Origin of the sequence: Priestia endophytica, assembly GCF_026790145.1 — a bacterium.
In the GTDB taxonomy this organism is placed as follows: domain Bacteria; phylum Bacillota; class Bacilli; order Bacillales; family Bacillaceae_H; genus Bacillus_I; species Bacillus_I endophytica_A.
The window spans coordinates 430,715-443,998 of record NZ_JALAMS010000001.1; the positions used below are offsets into that span (position 1 = coordinate 430,715).

16 protein-coding genes and 1 pseudogene are annotated in these 13,284 nt (G+C 36.5%); 9 read left to right on the plus strand and 8 right to left on the minus strand.

What is annotated here, in order from left to right; all coding sequences use genetic code 11:
• Positions 1-5 precede the first annotated feature (5 nt).
• Together MOC86_RS02185 and ptsP are read left to right on the plus strand one after the other, a co-directional pair.
• Positions 6-272, plus strand: coding sequence for a phosphocarrier protein HPr (locus tag MOC86_RS02185; RefSeq protein ID WP_019392953.1), 267 nt, complete (start codon positions 6-8; stop codon positions 270-272).
• The gene (gene ptsP / locus MOC86_RS02190; protein ID WP_151584125.1) at positions 272-1,996 is read left to right on the plus strand and encodes a phosphoenolpyruvate--protein phosphotransferase; all 1,725 of its coding nucleotides are present in this window, start codon (positions 272-274) and stop codon (positions 1,994-1,996) included. The genes MOC86_RS02185 and ptsP overlap by 1 nt, the downstream gene beginning before the upstream one ends.
• Here the strand turns inward: ptsP and MOC86_RS02195 are convergent.
• The 3 genes from MOC86_RS02195 to MOC86_RS02205 form a co-directional block, all read right to left on the minus strand.
• Positions 1,956-2,681: an LrgB family protein gene (locus tag MOC86_RS02195; RefSeq protein ID WP_268582532.1), complete on the minus strand. Its 726-nt coding sequence runs from the start codon at positions 2,679-2,681 to the stop codon at positions 1,956-1,958. The two genes, ptsP and MOC86_RS02195, sit on opposite strands and share 41 nt — an antisense overlap.
• Positions 2,678-3,043 (minus strand): CidA/LrgA family protein, encoded by a 366-nt coding sequence (locus MOC86_RS02200; protein WP_268582533.1) that lies wholly within the window; start codon positions 3,041-3,043, stop codon positions 2,678-2,680. The genes MOC86_RS02195 and MOC86_RS02200 overlap by 4 nt, the downstream gene beginning before the upstream one ends.
• 240 nt (positions 3,044-3,283) lie before the next feature.
• Positions 3,284-4,174, minus strand: coding sequence for a LysR family transcriptional regulator (locus tag MOC86_RS02205; protein ID WP_019392957.1), 891 nt, complete (start codon positions 4,172-4,174; stop codon positions 3,284-3,286).
• A gap of 293 nt (positions 4,175-4,467) precedes the next feature.
• Between MOC86_RS02205 and MOC86_RS02210 the strand changes: the two genes are divergently transcribed.
• A complete protein-coding gene (locus MOC86_RS02210; protein ID WP_019392958.1) occupies positions 4,468-5,238 on the plus strand; it encodes a hypothetical protein in 771 nt (256 codons plus the stop codon).
• Here the strand turns inward: MOC86_RS02210 and MOC86_RS02215 are convergent.
• Entirely contained in the window at positions 5,235-5,930 is a 696-nt protein-coding gene (locus MOC86_RS02215; RefSeq protein ID WP_268582534.1) for a GNAT family N-acetyltransferase, read from the minus strand. The two genes, MOC86_RS02210 and MOC86_RS02215, sit on opposite strands and share 4 nt — an antisense overlap.
• A 108-nt stretch (positions 5,931-6,038) precedes the next feature.
• Here MOC86_RS02215 and MOC86_RS02220 point away from each other — a divergent pair, with 108 nt between their 5' ends.
• Entirely contained in the window at positions 6,039-6,824 is a 786-nt protein-coding gene (locus MOC86_RS02220) for an SDR family oxidoreductase (RefSeq protein ID WP_124050265.1), read from the plus strand.
• Between the two features lie 32 nt (positions 6,825-6,856).
• Here MOC86_RS02220 and MOC86_RS02225 read toward each other — a convergent pair whose 3' ends face one another.
• Complete coding sequence (locus tag MOC86_RS02225) at positions 6,857-7,468, minus strand: nitroreductase family protein (RefSeq protein ID WP_268582535.1); 612 nt, start codon at positions 7,466-7,468, stop codon at positions 6,857-6,859.
• A 121-nt stretch (positions 7,469-7,589) separates the two neighbouring features.
• Between MOC86_RS02225 and MOC86_RS02230 the strand changes: the two genes are divergently transcribed.
• Both MOC86_RS02230 and MOC86_RS02235 read left to right on the plus strand, forming a co-directional pair.
• Positions 7,590-8,456: an NAD(P)-dependent oxidoreductase gene (locus MOC86_RS02230; protein ID WP_268582536.1), complete on the plus strand. Its 867-nt coding sequence runs from the start codon at positions 7,590-7,592 to the stop codon at positions 8,454-8,456.
• A 56-nt stretch (positions 8,457-8,512) separates the two neighbouring features.
• Positions 8,513-8,695, plus strand: coding sequence for a hypothetical protein (locus MOC86_RS02235; RefSeq protein WP_268582537.1), 183 nt, complete (start codon positions 8,513-8,515; stop codon positions 8,693-8,695).
• A 34-nt stretch (positions 8,696-8,729) separates the two neighbouring features.
• Here the strand turns inward: MOC86_RS02235 and MOC86_RS02240 are convergent, their stop codons facing one another.
• A complete protein-coding gene (locus MOC86_RS02240; protein WP_268582538.1) occupies positions 8,730-9,878 on the minus strand; it encodes an aminotransferase A in 1,149 nt (382 codons plus the stop codon).
• 139 nt (positions 9,879-10,017) lie between these two features.
• Between MOC86_RS02240 and corA the strand changes: the two are divergent.
• Positions 10,018-10,965: pseudogene (gene corA, locus MOC86_RS02245) on the plus strand (magnesium/cobalt transporter CorA).
• 38 nt (positions 10,966-11,003) lie between these two features.
• Here corA and MOC86_RS02250 read toward each other — a convergent pair.
• Positions 11,004-11,198 (minus strand): hypothetical protein, encoded by a 195-nt coding sequence (locus MOC86_RS02250; RefSeq protein ID WP_268582539.1) that lies wholly within the window; start codon positions 11,196-11,198, stop codon positions 11,004-11,006.
• 183 nt (positions 11,199-11,381) lie between these two features.
• On the opposite strand from MOC86_RS02250, the gene MOC86_RS02255 reads away from it, so the two are divergent.
• Entirely contained in the window at positions 11,382-11,576 is a 195-nt protein-coding gene (locus MOC86_RS02255; protein WP_268582540.1) for a hypothetical protein, read from the plus strand.
• A 241-nt stretch (positions 11,577-11,817) separates the two neighbouring features.
• Here MOC86_RS02255 and MOC86_RS02260 read toward each other — a convergent pair whose 3' ends face one another.
• Positions 11,818-12,270 carry a YkyB family protein gene (locus tag MOC86_RS02260; protein WP_268582541.1) on the minus strand — a complete coding sequence of 151 codons (453 nt, stop codon included), beginning with the start codon at positions 12,268-12,270 and terminating at the stop codon, positions 11,818-11,820.
• 142 nt (positions 12,271-12,412) lie between these two features.
• On the opposite strand from MOC86_RS02260, the gene MOC86_RS02265 reads away from it, so the two are divergent.
• On the plus strand, positions 12,413-13,273 hold the full coding sequence (locus tag MOC86_RS02265) for a GRP family sugar transporter (protein WP_268582542.1): 861 nt from the start codon (positions 12,413-12,415) through the stop codon (positions 13,271-13,273).
• Positions 13,274-13,284 lie beyond the last annotated feature (11 nt).

Below are 13,284 nucleotides of genomic sequence, written 5' to 3' on the forward strand. Positions count from 1 at the left end.
TTAAAATGGCAGAAAAAACATTTACAGTAACAAGTGATTCAGGAATTCATGCACGTCCAGCAACAACTCTAGTTCAAACAGCAAGCAAATTCGAGGCAGACATTAACTTAGAGTATAACGGGAAAAGCGTAAACCTTAAGTCAATCATGGGCGTTATGTCTCTTGGAATTGGACAAGGAGCAGAAATCAAAATCGTAACAAACGGTTCTGACGAAGCTGAAGCTCTTTCTGCTTTAGAAGAAACAATGAAAAAAGAAGGTTTAGCAGAATAATGGCTAAAGAAATTACAGGCATTGCCGCGTCAAGCGGCATTGCCATTGCCAAAGCTTTTCGTCTCGAAGAACCAGAGTTGAATGTTGAACAGAAGAAGATTTCAAATGTAGAAGAAGAAACTGCGCGTTTTGAGAAAGCGCTACAAATTTCTAAAGAAGAACTTGAAGGAATTAAAGAGCATGCTAGAAAAGAGCTTGGAGAAGATAAAGCAGATATCTTTGCAGCTCATCTTTTAGTTCTTAGTGATCCAGAACTTATTAATCCAATTAAAGATAAAGTGAAAAATGAAAGCGTTAATGCTGAGTTTGCGCTTACGGAAACGGCTAATATGTTCGTTAGTATGTTTGAGTCTATGGACAACGAATATATGAAAGAACGTGCAGCAGACATTCGTGACGTAACAAAGCGTGTGCTTGCTCATCTTTTAGGAGTAACAATTACAAATCCTAGTATGATTTCAGAAGAAGTTATCATTATCGGAGAAGATTTAACTCCTTCAGATACAGCACAGCTAAACCGTCAATATGTACTAGGGTTTACAACAGATATTGGTGGTCGTACTTCTCACTCAGCTATCATGGCTCGTTCAATGGAGATTCCAGCTGTTGTTGGTGCTAAAACAGTAACAGCAGATATCGAAAATGATGTCGTTGTAATCGTAGATGGCTTAGATGGAAAAGTAATTGTAGATCCATCACAAGAAGTAATTGCTGAATATGAAGCAAAGAAAGCTGATTTCGAAAAGAAAAAAGCAGAGTGGGCAAAGCTTGTAAATGAGCCAACTGTTTCAAAAGATGGTCATCACGTTGAGCTTGCAGCAAACATTGGAACACCTGATGATGTAACAGGCGTTCTTGAAAACGGTGGAGAAGCTGTTGGGCTTTATCGTACAGAGTTCCTTTATATGGGACGTGACCAGCTTCCAACAGAGGAAGAACAGTTTGATGCGTACAAGAAAGTTCTTGAGCGTATGAAAGGTAAATCTGTTGTTGTTCGTACGCTTGATATCGGCGGAGATAAAGAACTTCCATACTTAAGCTTACCAAAAGAAATGAATCCATTCTTAGGATTCAGAGCTATCCGTCTTTGCTTAGAAGAGCAAGATATTTTCCGTACTCAACTTCGTGCACTGCTTCGCGCAAGCATTTACGGAAACTTAAAAATTATGTTCCCGATGATTGCCACAGTAGATGAATTCCGTCAAGCTAAAGCTATTCTTCTTGAAGAGAAAGAAGCACTTCAAGCTAAAGGAGTAGAAGTTGCTGAAGGTATCGAAATTGGGATGATGGTTGAAATTCCATCTTCAGCTGTTATGGCAGATGTATTTGCTAAAGAAGTTGATTTCTTCTCAGTTGGTACAAATGACTTAATTCAGTATACACTAGCAGCTGACCGTATGAATGAGCGCGTGTCATATCTTTACCAGCCATATAATCCAGCAATCCTTCGTCTTGTGCACATGGTAATCCTAGCGGCACATAAAGAAGGCAAATGGGTAGGAATGTGCGGTGAAATGGCAGGAGATGAAATTGCAATTCCAATCCTTTTAGGATTAGGTCTTGATGAATTCTCAATGAGCGCCACTTCTATCTTAAAAGCACGTTCACAAATCTCAAAACTTTCTAAACAAGAATTAGAAGGTCATATGGAAACAATTCTACAAATGAGTACAACTGAAGAAGTTATTTCATATGTAACAGAAAACTTCCATATTGAGAAATAAAAAAGAAGAAAGGAAGAAGTGCAGTTGAAATAATGAGAGTTAGAAGGGCTGTCATAATCATAGCAAGACTAGAAAACGTTCCTTCAAGAGTTCCAAACTCAAATGCACGAGCCGTTCCTGTTCCATGTGCTGATACGCCAAGTAAAAGTCCTCTTGCTACAGAAGAACGGAGTGTTAACAGCTTAATAAGTTTAGGTCCTGCATAGGCACCAACAATACCTGTAATAATGACAAAAAGGATAGTTAAGCTGGGGTCTCCCCCAAGGGTTTGTGAAACATTAACAGCAATCGGAATTGTAATTGAACGAGGGACAAGACTGTTTGTTAATAAGTGATCAAAGTGGAACAAAAAGGCTAACAAAAGGGAAGAGAACATCGCAATCATCGTTCCGCTTGCAACACTTAAAATAATTTCGACACCGTGTTTTTTTAGTAAATGAAGGTTTTTGTAAATTGGTACAGCGAAAGCAACGGTTGCTGGACCAAGTAAATAGCTAATAGAATCTGCGCCTTCTTTATATGAAGTATACGGGATATCACCGATAACTAGCGTTCCGATTAAAATAACTGGAGCTAGAACAATCGGTGAAAAAATAATTGTCTTAAAGCGCTTGTAGAGAACCTTGGAAAGCATATAAGCAGCAAGCGTTCCAACAATTGCTGAAGCAATGATTAATCCACTCATATTGAGCGCTCCTTTCTTTTTGAAATATATTCCGCTACAACTCCTGTGATAAACATCACAATCAATGTGCTAATAGAAACCACAATAATAATTTTTAGGCCATAAGTTTTCATCATCTCTCCATAGTCAACAAGTCCAACAACAGCGGGAACGAAAAAAAGCAGTAATTCTGCAAGCAAGAAGCTCCCACCAAGTTCTACCCAACTTAATTTAACAACTTTGAGCTGCAATAAAATAAAAAGTAGAACTAAACCAACAATACTACCTGGTACTGGGAGGTGGAAGAAATCAGATATAAAAGTTCCAATCATATAGATGCCTGTTAATAAACCAATCTGTAAAATCATAGTTATCCATTTCATCTTTAAGCACCTCCAGATTTAAAAAATTACATAAGTTACAAAAAGCTTCCAAAATAAATAAGAGAGCCGCCTATGAGGAAGACGACTCCAATTGGGAGAAGAGAAAACTTTTCATGTTTTACGTAACAGGGTTAACGCAAATTGCCGTATTATTTACGGAGTGTGAGGAATGTTACAACTTAAGTTTAGCCCGATTTTGCTTATCCGTAAAATATATAAATGTTATAGTTTGTATTCGTTTTAGTTATGACCCGTTTGAAATGCCTCAACGGTATGCTTAATAAATGTCTTAGTAGCAAAAGAAATATAACGATTTTTTCTCGTAATTACAGCAAGTTGCCAAGGAATATAATTTTTTAGTTCTTTAATTTTTAGAGAGGGTTGATAAAGTTTTCGGCAAATGGAAGTTGGAAAAAGAGCGACCCCTAAATTCGCAGCAACCATTTCAGCAATAAAATCCCACTGTGAACTTTTATATGCTACATTAGGTGCAAAGCCGTGTTTGATACATTCTTTATAAATAATGTCGTGCATAGCAAAGTCTTCATGAAAGATAATAAATGAATCATCTTTTAAATCAAGCAAGCTGAGCGATTCCTGATCTGAAAGTGGATGATCTTCATGTATAACGACTTTCATAGGCTCCCCAGCTAATTTTGTAAGGTCAAAGATGTTTTCTTCAATCGGAAGCACTATAACTCCAACGTCAACTTCCCCAACTTCAACCATTTTCGTTACTTTAGCTCCCCCAAATTCAATCATTTCAATTACGATATCGGGATAAGAATCTCGAAATGACTTAATAATAGTTGGAAAGAAGAGTGTTCCAACAATAGGAGGAATCCCTATTTTTATTTTTCCTTTTTTTAAATTCATAAGATCATAAAGAGAATTAGATAAATCATATAATGAATGCAAAATTGTGGTTGCTTCTTTGTATACAATCATCCCCGCATCTGTAAGCTGAATTTGTTTGCCAGAGCGGTCGATTAACGTTACTCCAAGTTCATCTTCAAGTGCTTTAACCATTTTACTTAAAGACGGCTGAGACACATGGAGTTTGTGAGCAGCCTTTGTAAAACTTTGTTGCTTAGCAACTGTTGTGAAATAATGTAAATGTCTAAAATCCATTTTTACTCCTTCCTTTACAATGTCTTCTGTAGACTGTATTTATTGTATAAACATGAGACTTTGTATGTAGGCTTATATTGTGATTAGTGCGTTAACTTATAGGTTAAGAATTTTAATTTATCATTTCTTTATTAAGAAAGAAACGATATAATAATTTACAGTATAATGAATCGTTTATCGATGTCGTTTATATAAAATAAACTAAAGTAGTAACGGTGTATCATAATAAGGAAAGTTCAATAACCACTTTTCCTCTTCAGTAATTAATATATGTAAAAGGCAGGTATCTACTATTGGCGCATCCAGATGATATAAAAGAGCTTGTTTATATCAACGGAAACGTAAACGATAAGTGTTTCTTAACGCACGGCATTGAATTTAGGGAATTCCTTGCATCTCTCCCAACAGAGCTGTCAAATCTTCTTCTGTTGAAACATAATTACGAAGATAGCGATTTCCATATGGGAACGTTTATGAATTATGTTGAAAAGGAACAGATTACAGAGCTTGTTAAAGAACCCATCAGAACATACAGTGAATTTTGCTGGATTGATATTGATGATACAAGCTTGCTTGATTCCCTAGAACCAGAAGAAAAGGCAGCATTGCTTTACTTAGGACATTATAAGAAACCATTATCTTCTCCGTTTTTCCGTAAGCTTAATAATGAATATGTTTATTTAACAGAAGAGGACGGCTGGTTAAATAAAGTTTACTGTAAGCAGGTAGCCCATATTCAGCATATGATTAGTCATATTGTACCACTAAAGACATCAATGCTAATAAAAAAACGCCTTCCGCTTTTTCGTAAACATTTAGATTATCCACCGCTGCCGCCCGTCTTGGCACATACGATTCTAACCTTAACACATGACGGCCTGTTAATCGACTTTAAAAGTATGACAAGGTCGCGCAAGGATTTGCAAATTCCGCTTTATACTGTAGGTTCTTTTTTCAGTATAGATGAACTTCTGCAAGATTTATCTTTTTATAAGCAAGAAAGCAGTTATAAAGCGAAGCTTATTTATTCTCGAAAAGATGATATGTGGGATTTAATCTACTAAGATGACGCTTCAGATGGAGCGTCTTTTTTGTATAGTGGGTTTTTCCATTCCATTAAAAGAGCGTAATGACAAGAGTGTTCGTCTTCTAAGTAGTTAGGAACAACGGTAAGGGGAGTGCGTCCACTTTTTAATAAAAAGGTTACAACAGGATCGATTATTTCTCCTTTTATGATTTTCTCAATGTATTTTTCAGGGGAATAAAGATGTTTATATTTCGAATAATGGGGCATGCGAGCTCCACCAAGCAATCTTTTTAAATTATAATGTACAGCAACTTCATAAAGTGAATGAACGAGCCATTTGCCAAGCTGTAGCTTCCTAAAAGAAGGAGCAACACATATGTCTACAACATAAAGAGTATCACCATGCTCAGTGTGATTACGGATATAGCCTTGATCAGTTACTTTATCCCACGTGTGTTCTTCTTGATGTTCATCATATTTGATAATAAGTGAGGTGATGGAGCCGACAATTTCCCCATCAACTTCGACACATAAACATCCTGTTTTAAAATGCTTAATATGTTCTGTAAGCTGTTGTTCAGACCAAAGAAGATCAGGTGGAAAAGGCGGAGGAAAGGCACATTTTTGGACAGCTATTAAAGCATTAATATCATCCTCATTATAGCTGCGAATTTTTGCTTCTACAAACTTATTATTATGAAACATAAGCAACTGTTTTTTATATTCCATTCTCTCATTCTCCTTTTGAAAAGATTGAATAATAAAAATATTTTGCTCATTTCTTTCTTCTATGGTAATTTGAAGTAGACAATGTGTAAAGAGAAAGGAAGTTGAAAAGTGGATTTACAACTTAAAGGGAAAAATGCAGTTGTTCTTGCAGGAAGCCAAGGTCTTGGAGAAGCTATTGTTGAAGGATTTGTGAAAGAGGGAACAAATGTTATTATTGCAAGTCGTTCAGAAGACAAGCTAGCTCAAATGTGTAAGGAGCTAACAAAAAAAGGGGAGTCACGTGTTTTATATCAGAAAACGGATATTACGAAACCTGAAGATATTGAAGCCCTTTTAGAACGGGTGAAAGCGGAGTTTGGTTCACTAGATATTTTAATTAATAACAGCGGAGGACCGAAAGCTGGTACGCTTAATGAACTAACTGATGAAGATTTTTACAATGCCTTTGAACTCAACCTTCTTAGTTATGTGAGGTCAATTAGAGCTTTCTTTCCGCTTCTAAAAGAAAAAGGAGGAAAAATCATTAACATCGCTTCTTCTTCTATTAAGGAACCAATTGAAGGGCTTCTTCTATCAAATGTCTTCCGCACGGGTGTTGTAGGATTAACGAAAACCATTGCAGGTGAATTTGCCCCGTACAACATTTTAGTAAACACGGTAGCACCAGGTAGAATCGCAACAGCGCGCGTTGAGCATCTTGATGAAGTAAGAGCTGAAAAACAGGGGAAAAGTATCGAACAAGTAGGACAGGAAGCAAAGGCTGGCATCCCGCTTGGCCGCTATGGAGAACCTAGAGAATTTGCAAATGTTGTTTTATTTTTAAGCTCTGATGCAAATACATATATGACGGGAAGTTCATTTTTAGTCGATGGTGGGGCAGTGAAGTCCATTTAAAAACAGTTGGACTAATGTCCAACTGTTTTTCATTATAACCACGTTGTTAAACGGTCAAGGTCAAAGCGTTCGCTTTGATGAGCTTCTTTTGCTGCTTTTCCAATTGAAATGAGCATAACAGGTAGATACCTACCGCTCACTTTAAATTCTTCCACGAAGTTTTTTGCATTGAAGCCGCCCATTGCACATGTATCATATCCTTTTGCTTTTGAGGCGTGCATAAGAGTCATAGCGGCTAAAGAAGCATTTGTAAATGCTGCATCACGAGCGAAAATATCATTTTCATAAGCACGGTTAATTTGACCTGCTAAAATGTCTTTTACTTCCGCTGTCATTGCTTCTCTATTTACAAGTGGATTATATACATCATCTACATTTTTGTTTGCTTCTAAATCACCTAAAATAGCAACAACGGCTGAAGCCTCTGTGACTTGGTTCTGATTATAAGCAATTGGTAAAAGGCGCTGTTTTGCTTCATCACTTGTGAATACCATGAAATGCCAATGCTGAAGATTCCATGCAGATGGAGATTTTGCTGTTGCGGTTAAAATGTCCTTTAGTTCTTGTTCTGATATTTTATGTGAAGCATCATAATGTCTAATTGATGTACGAGCTTCAACAACTTCAAAAAAGTTTTGTTCCATTGAGAAACCTCCGAATTATAATGTTAACTAAGTTAAAAATTGTAAAGGGGAGCAAGCAAAAAGTCAAACAGTTTGTTTTTAGTATGTGTTCGATAAAGAAAAAATACTTGAGGTGAGGAAAATGAGTCAATTATATAAGGTTGGATTTATTGGAACAGGAGTAATGGGAAAAAGCATGGCTTCCCATCTTCAGCATCAAGGTCATGAACTTTCTGTGTATACAAGAACAAAGGAAAAGGCGCAGTCATTAATTGATGAAGGAGCCGTATGGTGCTCTATAAAAGAAATAGCAGAAACGTGCGATGTTGTAATGACAATGGTTGGCTATCCAAGTGATGTAGAAGAAGTATATTTTAGTGAACAAGGCTTAATAAACAATGCTAAAGCTGGCACATATCTCATTGATTTTACAACTTCAACACCTTCTTTAGCACAAAAAATTTATAGAAGCGCAAGAGAAAAAGGGATTTATACACTTGATGCACCTGTATCAGGAGGAGACGTCGGTGCTCGAAATGCTACGTTAACAATTATGGTTGGTGGAGATAAGGATGTTTTTGACACATGTTCTCCAATGCTGAAAGCGCTAGGGGAAAATGTTCTTTTACAAGGACAAGCAGGTGCAGGACAACATATTAAAATGTGCAATCAAATTGCTATTGCTTCTAATATGCTCGGTATCTGTGAGGCAGTTGCATACGCTAAAAAAGCAGGATTAGATCAGGAAAATGTATTAAAATCGATTTCAGCAGGAGCAGCTGGAAGTTGGTCATTAAGTAACTTAGCTCCTCGCATTATAAATGGTGACTTTGAACCAGGTTTTTTTGTGAAACATTTTATTAAAGATTTGAAAATCGCGCTTGATGAAGCGGAAAAGATGGATTTTAAAATGCCTGGAGTTGAGATGGCGAAAGAAATGTATGAAAAATTAGCACAGCAAGGGTTTGAAAATAAAGGTACTCAAGTCCTTTACAAATGGTATGAATAAACAAGGATAAAGAGCTCAGCTTTCCTCCACAATAAGTGGTGAAGGAGTTGAGGACAATGGCAAAACGTACAAAGAAACATGATGCAGATCAAAAAAATAAAAAAGGTTTTGACTCATCAAAAGCGGATACTGAGTTTAGCCGTGAAATGGGAAGTGCCAAGGCAAATCATAAGCATAAAGAAGAGATGAAAAAGCAAAATGCTTCAAAAAATGCAGGAGTATATAAAGGCGGATTATAAAAAGAAATCCTCCCTCAATCGGGAGGATTTCTTTTTATTTTAAGTAACGTTCCATCCTATCTAGTCCTTCTTTTAACTGTTCCATTGAACAAGCATAAGAAAGGCGTACATATCCTTGTCCATAATCTGAAAAGGCCGTACCTGGTGTGAGTGCAACACCAGCTTCTTTGACAAGATTTAAAGCAAACTCGTGTGAATCATGATGAAAAGGCTTAATAGATGGGAAAATATAAAATGCTCCGCTTGGTTTTGTAACGGTAAAGCCCATTTTAACAAGTCTTTCATAGGCGTATTCCATCCGCTTTTTGTATTCCTTCTTCATTGGCACTGCATCATCTTTTCCCTCTGTTAAGGCAGCAAGCGCCCCTTTTTGAGAAATAGAAGAAGCACATGAAACATTGTATTGTAGCACTTTTATCATATGTTTTGTAATCTGAGCAGGAGCAAATAAAAAGCCAATGCGCCATCCTGTCATTGAATGTGATTTAGAAACTCCATTTATGACAATCGTTTTGTCTCTCATTGAAGAAATAGAAGCAATTGAAACATGATCGCCATAAAAAGTAAGTTCGCTATAAATTTCATCTGAAATCACAAAGATATCGTGCTTTTCTAAAAGAGTTGCAATGTCTTGTAATTCTTCAAGTGAAAGAGTCACACCTGTAGGATTTGATGGATAAGGTAAAATAATAGCTTTTGTGTTTGGCGTAATATGCTTTTTAAGTAGCTCTGCAGTAAGCTTAAAGTCTGTTTCTGTTGTATCAACATGAACAGGATGAGCACCACAAAGGGAGATAACAGGTTCATATCCTGGATAAACAGGAGCAGGCAAAATGACTTCATCTCCAGCACTTAAAATGGTACGGAAAGCAATGTCAATAGCTTGACTTGCTCCAACTGTTACAAGTACTTCATCTTCTGCTCTGTAGTGCAGATTGTAGCGTGAACGAACAAAGCTCGCAGCCGCTTCTCGAAGTTCTATAAATCCTGCATTATGTGTATAGGATGTTACATTATCGTCAATGGCTTTTTTAGCTGCTTCTTTAACATGTAACGGTGTCGGGAAATCAGGTTGCCCAATTGTAAATGAGATAACGTCCTCATAGTGAGCAACCATGTTGAAAAACTGGCGAATGCCTGAAATTTTTATGTTTTGTACACTAGTATTGATAAGATGCTCCACTTTGATGTCCTCCATTTTTATAGAAATAATGTTATACATAGAGTACCATATAAAAACGATAGAAAGAGAAAAGAGTTTTAAAAAAGTCTGTGCTGGGTATGTAAACTAGAATACATAAAAAAGAAAGACGTGACATTTTATGATAAGAGTATATGGAATAACGAAAGAAGGGGAGCTTAAAGAAAATCTACCACTTCGCGATACAGGAACAGCGAGTATTTCATGGTACTGGGTTGACTTTGATCAACCAACAGATGAGGAAATCAAGCTTCTTTCCAAAAAGTTTCGGTTCCATCCTTTATCAATTGAGGACTGCGTAGAGCATGTACAGCGTCCAAAAATGGACTCCTATGACAAGTACACATTCCTCACAGTTCATTATCTTCAGCAAAAAAGTTTACAGGCAGAGGAAATTAACTTTTTTCTTGGGAAAAATTATGTTGTTACATTCCATAAGAAAAGCGTGCGAGCTATAAATAATACGTGGGCAAAATTAAGAAAAAATGAAAGGCTACAAAGAGGAGCAACAGAAATTGTACATGATATTATTGATCAAATTGTGGATGATTACTTCCCGCCTCTTTATCGTATCGAAGACCGTCTCAATGAAATTGAGGGAAGTGATGAAGAAGAGAGCCGCAGCTCTATCCTTGATGAGGTATTTGAGTTAAGAAGACAGTTAACGAAAATTCGTCGAACTATTTTTCCTATGCGTGAGTTAATATATAAAATTGTTAGCACTCAGCATATAAAGGATGTAGAAGAACAACATCTTTATTTCTAAGATATTGCAGATCACCTTCTCAAATTAACGGAGCTTGTTGAAGTAAACCGAGATTTCACCTCCGATATACGAGATAACTATATTTCTATGAATTCAGACCGAATGAACAGCATTATGATGACGTTGACCGTCATTACGACTATCTTCATGCCTCTTAGCTTTCTTGCAGGACTGTATGGAATGAACTTTGTTTTTATGCCTGAACTCAAAGGGAAATACAACTATTTTATTTTACTGGGAGTAATGGCGGTTATTGCTATTGTATTAACAATCTGGTTCCGTCGTAAAGGATGGTTTCGCTAGAAGAAAGAGCTGTAGTCCATGGACTACAGCTCTTTTTATTAATCTGTATGAATTTCTCCTTCACGGAAAAAGGCATTTGAAATATATCCTAAATCAACTTTTCCATCATCTAATTGAACAAGACAATGCTCTTGTTTTGTTTGACGGCGAATGTCCTCCAACAAAGTTTCTTCTATATCTTCAATAACTCTCATCTCGTTCTGTTTATTAAAAACAACGATTGAGCCTTTCATTGAACTCAACACCTTACTTTCGTCATAAGCTTTAGTTAGTATAAGAAATTTTTGCTTGTTCGTCTACCGTTTGAACTATATCCAAAGTTTTCTGTGAATTAAGAGGTTTTTTCTTTTTCTATTCATAAAGCTTTTAAAGCGCCGATACGTGAGATAGTGAGAAGAAGGAAAAGAGGAGAAATGATGACACATAACTGGTTGGAATTTAAAATAGAGAATTTGCATATGGCAGTTTCTTTATCGTTCATTTGTAAAATTAAAGATAAGAAAGAGCTTATAGAAGAACGAGAAAAAGAGCTGAAATTATATAGTGGAAAAGAGTTGCTTGGACTTGGTGAAAAACGAGAAGAGGCAAACACTGTTTTATTTACTCAATAAGAGCATCATTCTCTTGTCTTTACAGTAGATGAAGTAGTTGGTTTATTGGAGATAAGAGAGGAAGATATTATGGATATGCCATCATTTGGAAAAATGAAGATACGCTAACAAAAAGTATAGGCATAGTAGAAGATAGGATTGTGCAGTTTCTCGACCTTCAGCGTCTCACCAACCTTTCAGCCAATTTAATAATAGATAAAAACAAATGAAAGCTTGTTTTTTGAACAAGCTTTCATTTGTTTTATTTCCCGAGCGGTTTGAATACGGGCTTTTGATATTTTTTCTTGTAAGAAGAGCGCTCGTCCTGTTTCTTTTCTTCTTCATATCCTGTATAGGATACAAGAATTTTTTTGGCATGAGATAGCGACATTTTAGTAGGTGGATTTCGATACTGTTGATCTAGTAAACCTAGATGTGGCAGGGTAGCAAAGTCTTCTTTCTGAGGAGGAAGATGAAAGTAATAGTCAGCAACCGAAACAAGTAAATCTGAACGCTGTTGACTATTTTTAGGGTTGGGAGAAAAATGAAGGCCTTCTTTTTTGGCTTTCTTTTCAGAGATTAGCTTCTTCAAGCCAAGTTTTTTTAGCATGTAAAGATATTTAGGATCTGTAGCTGTTTTCGCATGGCGATTTACAGTAAAGAGAGCCTGTGCAAGCTGCAATGTTGAAAATGTCTTTTGTTCATGAGCAGACATATTTTCACTCCTTGTCCTTTAAACATTTTCCTCTATTATAGCCGTTATTGTTAATTTTGCAACATTGTACATAAAAGGTTAGCACACTTCACATAATAATTTCAGCTTGAATTTTAAAACCTTAAGAAAAGAAGGTGAACTTATGTTAGATATTCTTGTTGCTCTTATACCTGCTATTACGTGGGGAAGCCTTGTTTTCCTAAGTGAAAAGTTAGGAGGAGGACCTTATAGTCAGGTTCTCGGGACAACAATAGGCGCCCTTTTATTTTCTATTGTCGTATATTTTTTCACTACTCCAGAATTTACAGCGCTTATTTTTACTATTGGCTTTATTTCGGGAGTTTTTTGGTCAATTGGACAGATGAATCAGTTCCGTTCCATTGAATATCTCGGTGTATCTAAAACAGTTCCACTTTCAACCGGAATGCAGCTTGTTGGAACATCATTGTTTGGTGTGCTTGTTTTTGGGGAATGGGATACAGGGAAAAAGTTAACAATAGGAATCATTGCCCTCGTTGCGATTATCATTGGAGCCATTTGTAACTCTTATGATAAATCAGCAAATGGTGGTGAAGGAAACGGGAAGTCTAATTTCACAAAAGGACTGCTTATTCTCCTTCTTTCAACAGTGGGATATGTCGCATATGTTGTTATTATCCGATGGTTTGAAATTGACGGGTGGACAGCTATTCTACCTCAGTCAATAGGAATGGTTGTAGGAGCTTTCATTATGTCTCTTAAACATAAACCATATGATAAGTACACATTACGAAATATTTTTACAGGAATATGGTGGAGTACGGGAAACCTTGCATTACTATTGTCCATTCCACTTGTTGGTGTAGCCACAAGCTTCTCTTTATCGCAAACAGGAATTATTATTTCTACCTTGGGAGGAATATTCTTCCTTGGTGAGAAGAAAACTAAAACACAAATGGTATTTGTTATTATTGGCTCCATTTTAATTATCGTTGGCGGAGTTATGCTAGGATTTACGAAATAGAAGGAGGACAT